Genomic DNA, 14,915 nt, shown 5'->3' on the forward strand with positions numbered 1-14,915 from the left:
TCAGCGCGAGGTGTCCCGGCCCGGCGGCCGTCAGCCGCCGAGCCGGGTGAGCAGGGAACCGCTCTGGTCCAGCGCGGAGAGGTACGACCGGGCCCAGGCGTGGATGTCGTGCTCGCGCAGGTGGTCCCGCATGGCCCGCATCCGGGCGCGCACGTCGGCCGGTTCGGCCCGCAGCGCGGCCAGCAGCGCCTGCTTGAGTCCCTCCAGGTCGTGCGGGTTGACCAGGTACGCCTGCGGCAGCTCGGCGGCGGCACCGGCGAACTCGCTGAGCAGCAGCGCGCCGGCGTCGTCCACCCGGGCGGCGACGTACTCCTTGGCGACCAGGTTCATCCCGTCCCGCAGCGGGGTCACCGCCATCACGTCGGCGACCCGGTAGAGGGCGGCCAGCTCGGCCCGGTCGAAGGGCTGGGTGAGGTAGTGGATGGCCGGCTCGCCCACCCGGCCGAACTCGCCGTTGATCCGCCCGACCTCCCGCTCGACCCGCTCGCGGAGGATCTGGTACTGCCCGACCCGCTCCCGGCTGGGCACCGCCACCTGCACCAGCACCGTGTCGCGGACCTTGACGTGCCCGCCTTCGAGCAGCTCGCTGTAGGCCTTGAGGCGCTGCTCGATGCCCTTGGTGTAGTCCATCCGGTCGACGCTGAGAATCACCTGGTCGGGGCTGCCGAGATCGTGGCGCAGCCGGCGGGCCCGGTCGACCACCTCCGGGCGGCCGGCCAACGCGGACATCTCCGCGGTGTCGATGGAGACCGGGAACGCGCCGATGCGCACCATCCGGCCGTCGAACGCGATCCGCCGGTCGGTGGCCGGCAGCCCGAGCACCTTCGTGGCCAGCTGGGCGAAGTTGTGCGCGGCCTGGGCGCGCTGGAAACCGACCAGGTCCGCGCCGAGCATCCCGCGCAGCAGCTCGGCCCGGCGGGGCAACTGCATGAACAACTCCGGCGGCGGGAAGGGCACGTGCAGGAAGAAACCGATGCGCAGGTCGGGGCGGAGCGCGCGGAGCAGCCCCGGCACCAGCTGGAGGTGGTAGTCCTGCACCCAGACCACCGCGCCGGTCTCGGCCACCTTCGCGGTGGCCTCGGCAAACCGCTGGTTGACCCGCTGGTACGCGTCCCACCAGCGGCGATGGTGCTCCGGCTGCTCGACCGCGTCGTGGTAGATCGGCCAGAGCGTCGCGTTGGCGAAGCCCTCGTAGTGGTCGCGCAGGTCGTCGGTGGTCAGCGGGACACTCTGCATCCGTACGCCGTCGACGTCGGGCAGCGCGGGCGCGGGACCGGTGCCACCGGCCCAGCCCACCCAGGTCGCCGGAGTGTGTCGCAGCAGCGGATGCAGCGCGCTCACCAGCCCACCGGGGCTGCGACGCCACTCGCAGGCGCCGTCGAGAGCCACGCTGTCGTCGATGGGCAGGCGGTTGGCCACCACCACGAGGGAACTCTGTCGCATCTCGGGCATTCCGATCAGCAGGGGTGCGACCGCCACGAGAAAGGAACAACCGGGCAGTCGGCGGGGTGACGTGACGTACTGCGGTATTCCTACTGACAGTAAGTTACACCACTGTTACGCCATCTGGCGCGGGCGGGTCCCGTCCCGGTATCCGGGCGGCTACCGTGCGCGGTGACTTGCTCAGACCACCGCGCCGTCGTCCGGGTCGCGTTCCTCGTCACCCGGACGCAGCCGCCACACGAGCGTGACGAAGCCGGCGAGGATGCCGGTGAAGCCGAGCAGGGTCACGATGCCCCGGTCCGCGGGCAGCAGACCGGGGAAGACGAAGAGCAGGAAGCCGACGACGATGGCGAGCACCCCGGCCACCGCGTACTTCGAGACCCGGGGCAGTGGCGGAGGCGGCGGCGGGACGTACCGTTCCTCGGCGTCCGGATCGTCGGGCAGGTCGGCGCCGAAGGTGTCCAGGCCCTCCAGCAGGGACTCGTCGGCGTCGCGGGGGCCACGGCCCACCGACACGCCCGAGACGTCCGCCGCCCACGGCAGGCGCCGCACGTCGGTCGCGGTCGGCGCGGCCGGCTCGTCGGCACCGGACCGGGTCGACGCGCCGGTGCCACCGCCCTCGGCCGGATCGTCCACGTCCTCGGCGGCGGGCCAGGGATGCTCACCCGCGCCGGGGGTGCGGTGGAAACCGGCGACGATGCGGGCCCACTCGGCGTCGATGTCGGGTTCGGTGTCGGCGCGCCCGGCACCGCTCTCGTCGGCCAGTTGACTCAGGTAGTCACGGGCGGTGCTCAGGTGGGAACGATCCACGTAGAGCCGGTCGACCGGACGGGCCGGAACGGTGGTGGTGCGGGTGACCGGGTTCAGGTCGGCCGAGGGCTGCAGATAGGCGGCGATGCCACCAGCGGCCAGCACGTCGAGCAGGTGCTCGCCGACCCGCGGGTCGACATCGCCGGCGACGGCGTACTCGCTCGCGTCGAGCCCGTTGTCCCGCCGTCCCCGGCGGGCCCCACCCGCTGACACCGACCAGCCTCCTCGTCGCGCCGCCCCCGCGTGCCCCGTCGGCGCGCCAATCTGCGCCGTGCTCTGAATCGTGACACGTCCGGGGCGGGTTCGGGGAGTGCCTTGTGGCGCGGCGTACGGTGGTGGCCCTTCCGGGCTGGTCAGGGCCGGGCTCTTTGTCCGTTTACGCGCAGCGTGCGGTGTCGTCTCCGTCAACCGGCCAGCGAGCGGGTGTCGGTGGTCGGGTGGGCCAGGGCGAGCAGGCCGGGCGCGGCGTTGCGGTGGGCGAAGGCGCGCACCTCGGGTAGCAGCGGATCGCTCTCCGCCGGCTCACCTGTCGACGCCAGTTCCCGCAGCGCGAGGGTCAGCGCCAGCAACCTGTCGGTCAGATCAGGGATCCCGGCATAGATGTCGGCGGCGGCGAGGTACAGGTCGGCGGCGTGCCGGTGGTCGCCGTCGATGCCCGCCAGCGCGCCGGTCACCGCCCGCAGTGCCGCCTCCGACCAGGGCGTACGGTGGCCGACCTGATCCAACATGGCTCGCACCCGGGCCGCCGGCTTACGTCCGGACAGACTCGCCGCCCAGGCGGCCGCGGCGATCCACTCGCCGCTGGCCAGCGCCGGCACCGCCGTCCACGACTCGGCCAGCTCGTCGATCAGGGCACCGGCCTCGTCGGTACGCCCCTGCAGAGCCCGGCACAGCGCGCCCATCGCCAGCATCGTCCAGTGCACCCGGTGAAAGCCGCTGCGCCGGGCGGTGTCCAGCGCGTCGGCCACGTCGTCGCGACCCGGCCCGGCCGGCGGCACCGGCTGGCCGCGCAGCACCAGCAGCACCGCCCGCAGCCCGCGTACCTGCATGTCCCAGCTGCCGGTCGGGGTGTCCACGAACGCCTCGGCGGCGGCCAGGAACCGGCTGAAGTCCCCGGCGAACCAGGACCGCACCGCCTCGGCGGAGTAGCTGGTGGTCAACGACTGCCCGCTGGCGGTCCGGGCCGGGGCGGCCGACAGCAACGCGTCGAAGCGCCGCGAGTCGCCCTCCTCACAGACGGCGTACGCGAGGTTCTGGATGGCCCGGGGCAGCGCCAGCAACTGCCGGGCCCGGGCGAACTCCACGATGCTGTACAACTCGTCCAGGCCGGCCCGGTCTCCGGCCTGGTACCGGGCGGTGGCCGCGGTGATCCGGCCGTTGGTGTGGGTCTCGGTCAACCCCAGCCGCTCGGCGATCCGCACGGCCGTGTCCGCCGCGGCCACCGCGGCGTCCCGCTCGTAGTTGAGCATGTGCAACCGGCCCAGCTCGGCATAGGCGTCCGCCTTCTGCGCGCTGTCCGGCAGCGGCTCGAACAGCTGCACGGCGCGGTCCAGGCAGGCCAGTGCCGCCTGCCGGTCGGCCCGCAACCAGGCCGCCTGGCCGAGCAGGGTCCAGGCCCGCGCCGCGCAGGCTTCGTCACCGCCGGCCAGCAACCGGCCGGCCAGGGCCCGCAACTGCTCCGACCCGCCGCCGGAGAGAAACGCGTTGCCGTCCCGGTAGAAGGAGATCTCGGTGCTGAGCAGCTCCAACTGGAGCCGGCCCAGCGGGTCGGTCTCGTCGGTCAGGCCGAGGGCCCGAGCGGCGTGACCGGCGGCGGCGTCCAACCCGTGCAGCGCGTACGCCCGCCGCGCCGCCCGGTGCAGGGCGGCGCGGGCGGGGCCGGCGTACCTGTCGGTCGCCATGTCCAGCGACCGGGCGATCTCGTGCGCCGCCCAGCGGTGGTGGGCCAGCACCTCGGCCAGGTCGGTGTCCCGGCTCTGCGAGAGGGTGTCCAGCCAGTCGGCGGTCCGCTCGTGCCGGGCCACCCGCTCGGTGCGCGGCAGCCGCTGGTAACACACGTCGCGCACCAGCACGTGGCGGAAGCGGTACTCCGGCTGCCCGGCCATGGTGGAGGCGCCCTGCTCGTGGACGAAGTCGCGTTGCTCCAGCCGGCGCAGGGCCCGTTCCACCGACTCGACCGACTGCCCGACCGCGGCGGCCACCGCACCGGGCCAGAACTGAATCCCGACCACCGCCGCCGCCAGCAGCACCGTCCGGTCCTTGGCGTCGAGCAGGTCGACGCGGTTGGCGATGACCGCGTGCACGCTCTCCGGCATCGGCAGGTCCAACTGCTTCTCCAGCGACCAGGCCCGCCCGGACTGGCGCAGCGCACCCTGCTCGATGAGCATCCGGACGTACTCGTGGGCGTAGAGCGGATTGCCCCCGGCCACCTCGATCAGTGGGGTCAGCAGGTCGGCGGAGAACGCGGCCTGACCGAACATGTGCGCGTAGAGGGCGGCGATGCCGGTGTCCCGCAGCGGCGGCAGGGTGATCGTCACCGAGCCGGTGATGGTGCCGGCCCAACTCGGATCCCGCTCGACCAGCTCGGGCCGGGCGGTGCAGAGCAGCAGCAGCGGCACGTCCCGGGCGGCCGCGCCGAGCAGTTCCACGAAGCGCAACATCGCGTCGTCGGCCCAGTGCAGGTCCTCGAAGACCAGCACGGTCGGGCGGCGGGACGCCAGGGCCAGCAGGAACCGCCGCCACGCCGACTCCGCCTCCTCGGCCGGCAGCGCCGGACCGGGCAGGCCGACCAGCGGGCGCAACGCGTCGACCACCCGGTCCCGCTCGCCGGGCCCGACCAGCTCGGCCACGGCCGTGGTGAGTCGCTGCGCGGCGCTGGTGGCCGGGTCGGTGTCCAGGATGCCCGCCTCGGCCTTGACCACGTCGGCGAGCGCGGCGAACGTGACGTTCTCGCCGAACGGCGGGCAGCGTCCGGTACGCCACGTCAGCGGCTCGTCGACCAGCCGGCCGGTGTGCCGGTGCAGCTCGCGGACCAGCCGGCTCTTGCCGATCCCGGCCCGGCCGAAGACCGTCACCACCTGCGGCCGCCGGTCGCGCAGGCTGCGGTGCAGGGCGTTGACGAGCATGCCCAGCTCGTGCTCGCGATCGATCAGCGGAGTGGCGTCCGGTTCCCGGTCGGTGGGCTGCTGACGCACCGCGGCCAGCGCCAGCCACACCTCGGTCGGCGCCGACCGGCCGCGCAGGGTGACCGGCGGCTGCTCGGCGTAGCGGATGGTGTCCCGGGTCAGCGCGTGCGTGCTGCCGTCGACGAGCACCCCGCCGGGTGGGGCCACCGACTGCAACCGGGAGGCCGTGTTGACCACGTCGCCGGCCACGATCGCCTGCCCGCCGTCGCGGGCGGCGGCCACGTCGACGAGTGCCTCGCCGGTGGCCACCCCGACCCGGAAACGCAGCCCGTCGGTGCCGGTGGGGGTGAACCGGGTGAGCACCCGTTGCAACTCCAGCCCGGCCCGTACGCATCGCAGCGCGTCGGTCTCGGTGGCGATCGGCGCGCCGAACAGCGCCATCACCGCGTCGCCGATGTATTTCTCCACCACGCCGCCGTACTGGCCGACCACCCGTCGGGCCGCCGAGAAGAAGCCTGTCTGCATGCCCCGGACCAGTTCCGGGTCGGCCCGCTCGACGTACGGGGTGAAGTCGATCAGGTCGACGAAGAGCACGCTGACCCGACGGCGGTCCTCCTGGGCGATGGCCGCCGGTGCGCTGCTGCCCGGCCGGGGAGCACCGCAGGCGGTGCAGAAGGCCACGTCGGCGGCGAGCGGCCGGAAACAATGTGGGCAGACCGAGCCGAGCTCCGCTCCGCAGCCACCGCAGAAGCGGTCGCCGTCGGAGGCGGTGCGTCCACAGCGGTCACATCGCGCGGCGATGACACCCTCCACTGGCCGGCTCCGGCGCCCGCAGGCGCCCGGTCGAGTATCGCCGACCAGCGCTCTGTCGGGTACCGGGCTGTTGGCTTGTGGACACTGCACCACCCTCCACCGGCATCTCGGAAACGGCTAGATTCAGGCAGCCGAACGTCGAATGCTGATCAGGGGGACAGTTTCATGGTTTACGTCATGCTCCAGCAGGAGTGGACCGACGGTAACGGGGTCACCCACCTGGCCGGTGACTCCGTCGACGTCGACGCCGCGACGCTGGCCGACCTTCAGGCCCAGGGCATCGTCAGCGAGCAGGTCGACGGTGGCGGTGGCGGTGGCGGCAAGGACGGCGGCGAATGGGCCGGTCCGGGCGGTGCCGAATGGGTCGGTCCGGGCAGCGTCAAGCCCTGACCGCGGCACACCACGCCGGGGGCCGGAGCGCGCAAGCGTCCCGGCCCCTTCTGGTCTCTCAGCGCTCGTTCATCCCGGCGCGGCTTTCTCAGCGCTCGTTCATCCCGGCGCGGCGGCGCAGCGCCGGCACGTCGGTGACCACGATCCGGCGGCCCTCGGTCCGCAGCCACCCCCGGTTGGCGAACGACCCGATCGCCTGGTTGACGCTCTGCCGGGAGCCACCTGCCATCTCGGCGAGCTGGCTCTGGTTCAACTCGATAGTGATCATCGGGGCCTGGCTCTCGCCGGCCAGCCGGACCAGTGTCTTGGCGACCCGCCCGGGCAGGTCGAGGAAGACATGGTCGGCGTTCTGCTCGGTGAGCCGACGGATGAGCGCACCGAGCGAGCGCATCACCGCGTCGAGGATGCGCGGATTCGAGTGGACCAGCTCCATGAAGGCCCCCCCGGGACAGGGCCAGGGCGGTGCAGTCCTCGATCGCCTCGGCGGAGGCGGACCGGGTGGAGGCGTCCAACAGGGAGACCTCGCCCAGCACGTCCGGCGGTCGGATCACCGACAGCACGGCCCGCTCGCCGGTCGGCGCGGTGCGGAACACCGCCACCGCGCCCCGGCGCAGCACGATGAGCGATTCGCCCGGGTCGTTCTCCACGAACAGCAACTGGCCCTTGCGGTACGTCCGAGGCACCGCGGCGGCGATCACCCGCTGGCGCACCTCGGGCTCCAGCCCGGCGAACATGTCGACACCCGTGAGCGCGTCGCCCGGCTCCGGCAGGCGCATTTCCACGGTCCCACCCCTCCCCGGTCAAGGACCCCACTCGCTCACCGGGTGAGCCTGGTGGCCCCTGACGAGGTGATCCGACACCCGTTCCGCGTCCGGTAGCGGTACACATCAGATCATGACGGCCCGGTCGCGTGCTGTACACCCCTCGAATCACTTCCGTTACCACCTGAGTGGCGGCTGACGTGGGACAAAACGGTGGAAGCGCTCCCGTCTGCACGCCCCGCCGGTGTCGCCGGGACGGGCGTGGGCGAGGATGGCGGGGATGTCCTACCGCTACTTCTACGACTGTGAGTTCATCGAGGACGGCCGGACCGTCGAGCTGGTCTCGATCGGCGTCGTCGACGAGTACGGCCGCGAGTTCTACGCGGTCTCCACCGAGTTCGACGCGTCCCGGGCGGTGCCCTGGGTGCGCCGCAACGTGCTGGACAAGCTGCCCTCGCCGGCCGACCGGGCCTGGCGGTCCCGGGAGCGCATCCGCGACGAGTTGCACGACTTCCTGATCGCGCCGATCCGGGACCGCCCCGGCGAGGAACTGGAGCTGTGGGCCTGGTACGCGGCGTACGACCACGTGGCGCTGGCGCAGCTCTGGGGCTCGATGCCGGCGCTGCCCCGGGAAATACCGCGCTTCACCAAGGAACTGCGGCAACTCTGGGACGATCGAGGTCGGCCACGCCTGCCCAGCGCCGCCGCGGCCCGGCACGACGCTCTGGTCGACGCCCGGCACAACCTGGCCCGCTGGCGGACGATGACCGCTTCGTAGGTTTGTTCCGTCTCAGCCGGGGCACCGGTACCGGCCAACGGGGCGATGCAGAGGAGTGCCGTCGGTATGGATCACGAGGCGATGAACATCGCGGAGCGACGGCGTCAGGTGACCGGGTTGATCCGGGCAGCCCGGGTCTGCACACTCACCACGATCGCCCTCGACGGCCGGCTGACCGGCCGGCCGATGCTGCTGCAACAGGCGGACTTCGACGGCGAACTGTGGTTCTTCGCGCACGCCGACTCCTCCCTGGTCCGCCAACTGCGGGTGAACCCGGAGGTGGCGGTGGGCTTCGGCATGCCGCAGGAGCGGTGCTGGGTGTCGCTCTCCGGCACCGCGCGCGACGAGTACCAGCGGGATCGCGCCGATTGGCTGTGGCAGCCGGGGCTGTCCGCATGGTTCCCGAACGGGCCGGAGACCACCGGACTGACTCTGATCGCCGTCCACGTCACCGCCACCCACCTCTGGGAGTGAAAGGAGGGGCCCCCTGTTAACGCCTGGTGTATAGGAAGGGCCCCCTTTTAACAGGTCCGCCTACTGACCGGTAGCGGGGCGCGGTGTCGGGCATGGGCCAGCGGCGGATACAGTCGCAGGTGACGGCCCGCCCCGGGCCGGCAACGGCGCCGATGGTCTGAAACTGACACATATCCTGGGGCTTGAACGGGCTTGACCAGATGCTCCCCAGGAGGATGAGCGGATCATGCGTATCGGCGTGCTCACCGGCGGCGGCGACTGCCCAGGTCTCAACGCGGTCATCCGGGCGGTGGTCCGCAAGGGCGTCGCCAGCTACGGCCACGAGTTCGTGGGGTTCCGGGACGGCTGGAAGGGCCCGCTGGAGGGACTCTCCCGCCCGCTCGGCATCGCGGAGGTGCGGGGGATCCTGCCGCGCGGCGGCACCATCCTCGGCTCCTCCCGGACCAACCCCTTCAAGATCGAGAATGGCGTCGAGCGGATCAAGGAGAACCTGGCCGCGCAGGGCGTCGACGCCCTCATCGCCATCGGCGGTGAGGACACCCTCGGTGTCGCCACCAAACTGCACGAGCTGGGTGTCAACGTCATCGGCGTGCCGAAGACCATCGACAACGACCTCGGCGCCACCGACTACACCTTCGGGTTCGACACCGCGGTGAACATCGCCATGGAGGCGATCGACCGGCTGCACACCACCGCCGAGAGCCACCACCGCACCCTGGTGGTCGAGGTGATGGGCCGGCACGCCGGCTGGATCGCCCTGCACGCCGGCCTGGCCGGTGGCGCGAACGTGATCCTGCTGCCGGAGCGGAACTTCGACGTCGAGCAGGTCGCCGGTTACGTCGAGAAGCGTTTCCAGCACCAGTACGCCCCGATCGTCGTGGTCGCCGAGGGCGCGCAGCCGCTCGAGGGCCAGATGGTGCTCCAGAACCAGGAGCTGGACGCCTTCGGCCACGTCCGCCTCGGCGGCATCGGTCAGTGGCTGGCCGAGCAGCTGGAGGCGAAGACCGGCAAGGAGGCCCGCACGGTCGTGCTCGGGCACATCCAGCGCGGTGGCACCCCGACCGCCTTCGACCGGGTGCTCGCCACCCGGCTCGGCCTGCAGGCGATCGACGCGGCGCACGAGGGCGACTGGGGCAAGATGGTCGCGATGCAGAGCACCGACATCGTCCGCGTGCCGCTGGCCGACGCCACCCGCGAGCTGAAGACCGTTCCGCTGGAGCGCTACGCCGAGGCCGAGGTCTTCTTCGGCAGCTGATCACCGTGCCCACCGTCCCCACCCCACCGCACCACGGCGGGGTGGGGACGGTGCGGACGATGGAAAAGAGGGGTACGACGGCATGGTGGACGGCAGGCACACGGTCGCGGTGATCGGGGCGGGCAAGATCGGCGAGCTGATGCTCTCCGGGCTGCTGCGCTCGGGCTGGCCGGTGGACCGGCTGCTGGCCACCGCCCGCCGGCCGGGGCGGGCCGACGAGTTGGCCGCCCGCTACGGCGTACGCGTGGTGGACAATCTGACCGCCGTGGACGAGGCCGAGGTGCTGGCGGTGGCGGTCAAGCCGCAGGACGCCGCCGCGCTGCTGGACGAGATCGGACCGAAGGTGCCCGCCGACAAGTTGGTGATCTCGCTCTGCGCGGGCCTGCCCACCAGCTTCTTCAGCCGCCGGCTGCCCGACGGCACCCCGGTGGTGCGGGTCATGACCAACACGCCGGCCCTGGTGGACCAGGCGATGAGCGCCATCTCGGCCGGGGCGTACGCCACCGGTGAGCACCTGGCGCTGGCCGAGGAGATGTTCAAGCCGCTGGGCGCGACGCTCCGGGTGCCGGAGAGCCAGCAGGACGCGGTGACCGCGCTCTCCGGCTCCGGCCCGGCCTACTTCTATCTGCTGGTCGAGGCGATGACCGACGCGGGCATCCTGCTCGGTCTGCCCCGGCAGGTGGCGCACGACCTGATCGTGCAGACCGCGATCGGCTCGGCGGTGATGCTGCGCGACTCCGGCGAGCATCCGGTGAAGCTGCGCGAGGCGGTCACCTCGCCCGCCGGTACCACCATCTCCGCCATCCGCGAGCTGGAAAACCATGGCGTACGCGCGGCGTTGCTGGCCGCCCTCGAAGCGGCCCGCGACCGGGCCCGGGAGCTGGCCGCCCAGGCGGAGTGAGCCCGCTTTGGCCCTGCGTCGCCTCCCGCCGGTCGGTCCGGTGGCGCATACTGGCGCGGTGTTCACTCTCGCCCAGGCCCGACACCTGGTGGCCACCCTGCACCCCCGCATCGACGAGCTGATCCGGGTCCGGGCCGACCTGGCCGAGTTGCAGGCCGACCTGGCCGCCCACGGGCTCAGCGTGCTCGGCGGCCGGCCCGAGGTCAAAGGGCTGGAGGCCCGGCTGCACGCGATCCTCGACGAGCTACGGCAGCACGGCATCGAGATCAAGAGCGTGGCTCCGGTGCTGCTCGACTTTCCCGGCGAGCGCGACGGCCGGCAGGTCCTCTGGTGCTGGCTGGAGGGGGACACCGACGTGCGCTGGTACCACCGCGCCGACTGCGGCTTCGCCGGCCGCCGCCGGGTCTGACAGTGGGTCGACAGGCGACTGCGGGCGTACGGTCGGCCCGAGATTGATCATCCGACCGGCTGATCAAGGCAGCTAGCCGTCGGCCTACCTGCGGCCGGCGAACGCCCGCCACGTGATCCTGCGTCACTCGGTGTCAGTTCTGGTTTCTGGCGACCTGGGAGGCCGGACCGGCGTCGGAAGGGTTGGGCGTCAGTCCAGCCAACGGGAGATCGTCGTGGCGATCTTCATGGCGCCGTCGTCGCGGGTCTCGATGGTCCGACCGGCCAGGTTCAACTTGTGGGCCGGCACCTGGTAATCCCTGCTGCCGTCAGCATTCGGCACCGTGTGATACACGACCTCGGTCGTCACGCCGCGCATTTCGGTGTACGACACGGCCACTCGCCCGCCGAACATGTCGTAGATGCTCATTCTGTCCTCGGTCAGGATCACCGAGGCGGGAAATCCTTGTGCCAGCTTTACGAGAAAGTGCACGTAGACGAAGTCCTTGTCGAATCTCAACCCGAGCACCTGCTCGTGGGAGGGCAGGCGGTGCCTCGACCGGGACAGGTTGACGCGCAGCGGCGGGACCTGCGACACCGGCCGGCACCCGAACGTACGCAGGTTGCGCAAGACCCGGTCCGAGAGGTCCACTGGCGGGTCCGTCAACTCATGGTCGTCAAGCGTCAGCACGTTGATTATCTTGAGCAGTTCCGTGCTGGTGTCGAGCCATCCACAGACCTTCCCCATCTCGGTGGCGGGCACCGTGCCGAACAGTTCCGCCAACAGTGTGCCGGTGAGCGTGCCCGGACCGTCATCGGGATGGTGTTCGCTGACCACGCCAATGATGTAGCCGTTGACGAATATCGGTGCCCCGGACATCCCCTCCCAGGGCCTCGGCGACGACTCTCCCGGCGGATCGACAAGCACCTCTACCGTCCTGCTCCGGTGATTGGAGAGGGTCATGATCCGACCGTCCCGCCGCACCATGTCCCGGAACTTGACGGCGCCGCGCGGATCGGCGGATCTGCGCCGCAGCTTGAACGCGGGGAAGCCGGCGGTGCCGCACGCCACCTTCCGGTCAACACGGCTGATCCGGCCGATCAGGGCCGGCTTCGTGGTGCGGATCTTCGGGTGGTTGACCCGGAGGATGCCGATGTCCACGCCGAAACGGGCCTGCGCGGACCACCTCGTCGAGGGTTGGACCCGCACGGGCTCGCCGTCGTCACCGCCGAAGAACTCCACCGAGACGTCGCTCGCGTCGTCAAGCACATGGCCGGCGGTCAGGATCGTCTTCGAGTTGATCAAATAGCCGGTGGCACGGAATTTTTCGGGTCGACCGCCGACCCGGCGGGTGATCCGGATCAGGGCCACCCGGTCCGGATCGATCCCACCGCTGGGCTGCGATTGTCCGGCCGTCATTCCTCGCCTGCCCGGGCCCGGCCATGGACTATGTAGTCACCGTCCGGGTCGTCCGGGTTTATCGGTTGCAGCGTGAGCCGGATCTGATGCACGACCGACGATGAGCGGGTCTGGTCGAGTCCCACGTCGACCACCCACAACTTCGCGTGGCCGCCGCGCTGACGTGACCGATCCACGACCACGGAAAGTTCCAGCTCAATCGCACCGATTTTGAACTTCGGGTCCTTGTGCTCACCTTGCCACGCGGCGAGTGCCAGGTCACCTCGCAGTTGGGAGATCACCTCGGCCACACTGATCCGATCCTCCAAGGCATCCTCCTCGAATTCCGTCGTCAATGACAATCGATGGAAGACCACGGTATGAGGGGGAAGTCGGCTGCGGAATCGCCCTGCCCGGTAATGGGGATGGCCGAGCGGATGGCACCGGTGCGACGCGGGTGCACTACGGTGAGCGGGGCGCTGGGCCGCGCCGCGGGGGAGTGCTGATGTTTTCCATGCCGTTGACCGACGACGCGCACCTGCGTCCGCTGAACCCCTGGCACGCCGAGGAGTTCCTGGCCAATCTGGACCGGGGCCGGGAGAGCATGCTGCCGTGGGTGTCGCCATCCTTCGTGGCCGCTGATCTCGACGGCGCGCGGCACGTGCTCCAGCGCTACGCCGACAGGTGGGCCCGTGACGACGGCGGGATCTGGGGCATCTGGTCCGGTGACACCCTGGTCGGCGGGGTGCTGCTGGTGTCGTTGAGCACCGCGACCGGAGTCTGCGAGGCGGGTTGCTGGCTGGAACCGGCCGCCGAGGGGCGGGGCCTGGTGACCCGCGCGGTCAGCCGGCTCATCGACTGGGTGGTCGACGAGCGCGGCCTGCACCGGGTCGAGTGGCGGGTGACCGCCGGCAACGTACGCAGCATCGCGGTGGCCCGCCGGCTAGGCATGCGCCGGGACGGCGTACTGCGTCAGGTGGCGCCCGGCCCGGACGGCCGGATCGACCTGGAGATCTGGTCGGTGCTGGCGCCCGAGTGGCGGGCCCGGCGCGACGGCGGCGTCGCGGACTGAACGGCCGGGCTCAGCCGGCCTTGGCGAGCGCCGCCCGCAGCTTGCCGATGTCACCCGGGGCGGCCTGCTCCCAGTTGGTCGGGTCGGCAGAGTAGATGACGCCGTAGGCCGGGGTGTCCGGCTGGAAACGCCAACTGTCGGCGAGGGCGCCGGCGTCGAACGCGTCGTAGCCGATCCGGTCGAGGAAAGCGGTGGCGGCGCTCTTGGCCTGTGGGTCGTCGCCGGCGATCGGCAACGCGCTGCGATCGGCCGCGCCGGTGGGGCGGGCCAGCGCGAGCAGGTGCTTGAAGAAGATGTTGTTGAACGCCTTCACCACCCGCGCCTCGGGTAGCTGGCGTTGCAGCAGCTCGCTGCTGGTGGTGGCGCCATCGTCCAACTCCGGGAACTGACCGTCCCGTTCCGGGTAGTAGTTGTTGGTGTCGATGACGAGCTTGCCGGCCAGCGGTGCGGCCGGCACCGACCGGTACGCCTTGAGCGGGATGGTGACCACGACCAGGTCACCGGCGCGGGCTGCCGCCTCGACGGTGCCCGCGCTGGCCTGTGGACCCAGTTCGTCCACCAGGTCGGCAAGGGTTTCCGGCCCCCGTGAGTTGCTCAACACCACGTCGTAACCGGCGTTGACCGCCAACCGCGCGACCGTCCCCCCGATGTGCCCACTCCCGATAAACCCCACGGTGGTCACAGACCCACTCCCTTCGTCCCTTGCGAACGTACCCCGCACCCGCGCTTCCCACCCGTCGCTCGCCGGGACAGGGCGTTGACCGGGGTCACCCGGACGATTGATCGATACATGGACATCTTGACGAAGTGGTGTCGTGTGAGTAGCGTCTCCTCATCCTTTTGGAAAGTTTCCTAACTGTTTGGAGGCGCCACATGAAGAGATCGCTCCGGCGGGCCCTCTGGCTCGGTGCCGTGGTCGCGGTGACCGTCGCCACCGTCCCGATGGCCTCCGCGTTCGGCGCCGGAAACGTGACCGCCTCGTTCACCCGGGCGTCGGACTGGGGGACCGGTCACGAAACGAAGGTCACCATCACCAACGGTTCGAGCGCCAGCGTCAGCACCTGGCGGATCGAGTTCGAGCTGCCCGCGGGCACCACCATCAGCAGCTCCTGGGACGCCGACGTCACCCGCGACGGCAACCGGTACGTGGCGGTCAAGAAGAGCTGGGCCGGTGCCCTGGCCCCCGGCGACTCCTTCAGCTGGGGTTACAACGGCACCGGCGGGTATCGGGCGCCGCTGAACTGCACCGTCAACGGCGCGGCCTGCGGCGGTGGCACGACCCCACCGACCACCACGCCCACCACCAC

General features: G+C 71.2%; 14 protein-coding genes and 1 pseudogene. 8 read left to right on the plus strand and 7 right to left on the minus strand.

From position 1 onward, the window contains the following. Positions 1-30: 30 nt before the first annotated feature. From C1I93_RS04935 to C1I93_RS04945, 3 genes are all read right to left on the minus strand, one after another. Positions 31-1,443 (minus strand): alpha,alpha-trehalose-phosphate synthase (UDP-forming), encoded by a 1,413-nt coding sequence (locus tag C1I93_RS04935; RefSeq protein ID WP_111242032.1) that lies wholly within the window; start codon positions 1,441-1,443, stop codon positions 31-33. 180 nt (positions 1,444-1,623) lie between these two features. Beyond that, positions 1,624-2,466: a DUF308 domain-containing protein gene (locus C1I93_RS04940; RefSeq protein WP_111242013.1), complete on the minus strand. Its 843-nt coding sequence runs from the start codon at positions 2,464-2,466 to the stop codon at positions 1,624-1,626. Between the two features lie 191 nt (positions 2,467-2,657). After that, positions 2,658-6,191 (minus strand): adenylate/guanylate cyclase domain-containing protein, encoded by a 3,534-nt coding sequence (locus tag C1I93_RS04945; RefSeq protein ID WP_111242014.1) that lies wholly within the window; start codon positions 6,189-6,191, stop codon positions 2,658-2,660. Between the two features lie 165 nt (positions 6,192-6,356). Between C1I93_RS04945 and C1I93_RS04950 the strand changes: the two genes are divergently transcribed. Further along, positions 6,357-6,581 carry a hypothetical protein gene (locus C1I93_RS04950; protein ID WP_111242015.1) on the plus strand — a complete coding sequence of 75 codons (225 nt, stop codon included), beginning with the start codon at positions 6,357-6,359 and terminating at the stop codon, positions 6,579-6,581. An 88-nt stretch (positions 6,582-6,669) separates the two neighbouring features. Here the strand turns inward: C1I93_RS04950 and C1I93_RS04955 are convergent. Next, a pseudogene (locus C1I93_RS04955) lies at positions 6,670-7,363 on the minus strand (Crp/Fnr family transcriptional regulator). Between the two features lie 259 nt (positions 7,364-7,622). On the opposite strand from C1I93_RS04955, the gene C1I93_RS04960 reads away from it, so the two are divergent. The 5 genes from C1I93_RS04960 (at position 7,623) to C1I93_RS04980 (ending at position 11,159) form a co-directional block, all read left to right on the plus strand. After that, the gene (locus C1I93_RS04960) at positions 7,623-8,120 is read left to right on the plus strand and encodes a polyadenylate-specific 3'-exoribonuclease AS (RefSeq protein ID WP_111242016.1); all 498 of its coding nucleotides are present in this window, start codon (positions 7,623-7,625) and stop codon (positions 8,118-8,120) included. Between the two features lie 66 nt (positions 8,121-8,186). Next, positions 8,187-8,594 (plus strand): pyridoxamine 5'-phosphate oxidase family protein, encoded by a 408-nt coding sequence (locus tag C1I93_RS04965; RefSeq protein ID WP_181445013.1) that lies wholly within the window; start codon positions 8,187-8,189, stop codon positions 8,592-8,594. 226 nt (positions 8,595-8,820) lie between these two features. Next, a complete protein-coding gene (locus C1I93_RS04970; protein WP_111242018.1) occupies positions 8,821-9,849 on the plus strand; it encodes a 6-phosphofructokinase in 1,029 nt (342 codons plus the stop codon). 82 nt (positions 9,850-9,931) lie between these two features. Continuing rightward, positions 9,932-10,750: a pyrroline-5-carboxylate reductase gene (gene proC, locus C1I93_RS04975; protein WP_111242019.1), complete on the plus strand. Its 819-nt coding sequence runs from the start codon at positions 9,932-9,934 to the stop codon at positions 10,748-10,750. A gap of 58 nt (positions 10,751-10,808) precedes the next feature. Further along, positions 10,809-11,159, plus strand: coding sequence for a DUF2203 domain-containing protein (locus C1I93_RS04980; RefSeq protein WP_111242020.1), 351 nt, complete (start codon positions 10,809-10,811; stop codon positions 11,157-11,159). A gap of 189 nt (positions 11,160-11,348) precedes the next feature. Here C1I93_RS04980 and C1I93_RS04985 read toward each other — a convergent pair whose 3' ends face one another. Both C1I93_RS04985 and C1I93_RS04990 read right to left on the minus strand, forming a co-directional pair. Next, positions 11,349-12,557, minus strand: a complete 1,209-nt coding sequence (locus tag C1I93_RS04985) for a trypsin-like serine peptidase (RefSeq protein ID WP_111242021.1) — start codon at positions 12,555-12,557, stop codon at positions 11,349-11,351. Beyond that, complete coding sequence (locus C1I93_RS04990; RefSeq protein ID WP_146603427.1) at positions 12,554-12,913, minus strand: trypco2 family protein; 360 nt, start codon at positions 12,911-12,913, stop codon at positions 12,554-12,556. The genes C1I93_RS04985 and C1I93_RS04990 overlap by 4 nt, the downstream gene beginning before the upstream one ends. Positions 12,914-13,041: 128 nt before the next feature. Between C1I93_RS04990 and C1I93_RS04995 the strand changes: the two genes are divergently transcribed. Next, the gene (locus C1I93_RS04995) at positions 13,042-13,608 is read left to right on the plus strand and encodes a GNAT family N-acetyltransferase (RefSeq protein WP_111242033.1); all 567 of its coding nucleotides are present in this window, start codon (positions 13,042-13,044) and stop codon (positions 13,606-13,608) included. Positions 13,609-13,618: 10 nt separating this feature from the next. On the opposite strand, the gene C1I93_RS05000 is transcribed toward C1I93_RS04995, so the two are convergent. After that, positions 13,619-14,290 (minus strand): NADPH-dependent F420 reductase, encoded by a 672-nt coding sequence (locus C1I93_RS05000; protein ID WP_111242023.1) that lies wholly within the window; start codon positions 14,288-14,290, stop codon positions 13,619-13,621. A 191-nt stretch (positions 14,291-14,481) separates the two neighbouring features. On the opposite strand from C1I93_RS05000, the gene C1I93_RS05005 reads away from it, so the two are divergent. Beyond that, positions 14,482-14,915, plus strand: a 434-nt coding sequence (locus C1I93_RS05005; RefSeq protein ID WP_181445015.1) for a cellulose binding domain-containing protein, incomplete at its 3' end; no start/stop codon positions are given.

Source organism: Micromonospora endophytica (genome assembly GCF_003236305.1).
In the GTDB taxonomy this organism is placed as follows: Bacteria; Actinomycetota; Actinomycetes; order Mycobacteriales; family Micromonosporaceae; genus Micromonospora; species Micromonospora endophytica.

Excerpts from the sequence above, each read along its gene's own strand:
- C1I93_RS04935 (WP_111242032.1), bottom strand. The coding sequence starts at position 1,443 with ATGCGACAGAGTTCCCTCGTGGTGGTGGCCAACCGCCTGCCCATCGAC.
- C1I93_RS04950 (WP_111242015.1), top strand. The coding sequence starts at position 6,357 with ATGGTTTACGTCATGCTCCAGCAGGAGTGGACCGACGGTAACGGGGTC.
- C1I93_RS04960 (WP_111242016.1), top strand. The coding sequence starts at position 7,623 with ATGTCCTACCGCTACTTCTACGACTGTGAGTTCATCGAGGACGGCCGG.
- C1I93_RS04965 (WP_181445013.1), top strand. The coding sequence starts at position 8,187 with ATGGATCACGAGGCGATGAACATCGCGGAGCGACGGCGTCAGGTGACC.
- C1I93_RS04970 (WP_111242018.1), top strand. The coding sequence starts at position 8,821 with ATGCGTATCGGCGTGCTCACCGGCGGCGGCGACTGCCCAGGTCTCAAC.
- proC (WP_111242019.1), top strand. The coding sequence starts at position 9,932 with ATGGTGGACGGCAGGCACACGGTCGCGGTGATCGGGGCGGGCAAGATC.
- C1I93_RS04985 (WP_111242021.1), bottom strand. The coding sequence starts at position 12,557 with ATGACGGCCGGACAATCGCAGCCCAGCGGTGGGATCGATCCGGACCGG.
- C1I93_RS04995 (WP_111242033.1), top strand. The coding sequence starts at position 13,042 with ATGTTTTCCATGCCGTTGACCGACGACGCGCACCTGCGTCCGCTGAAC.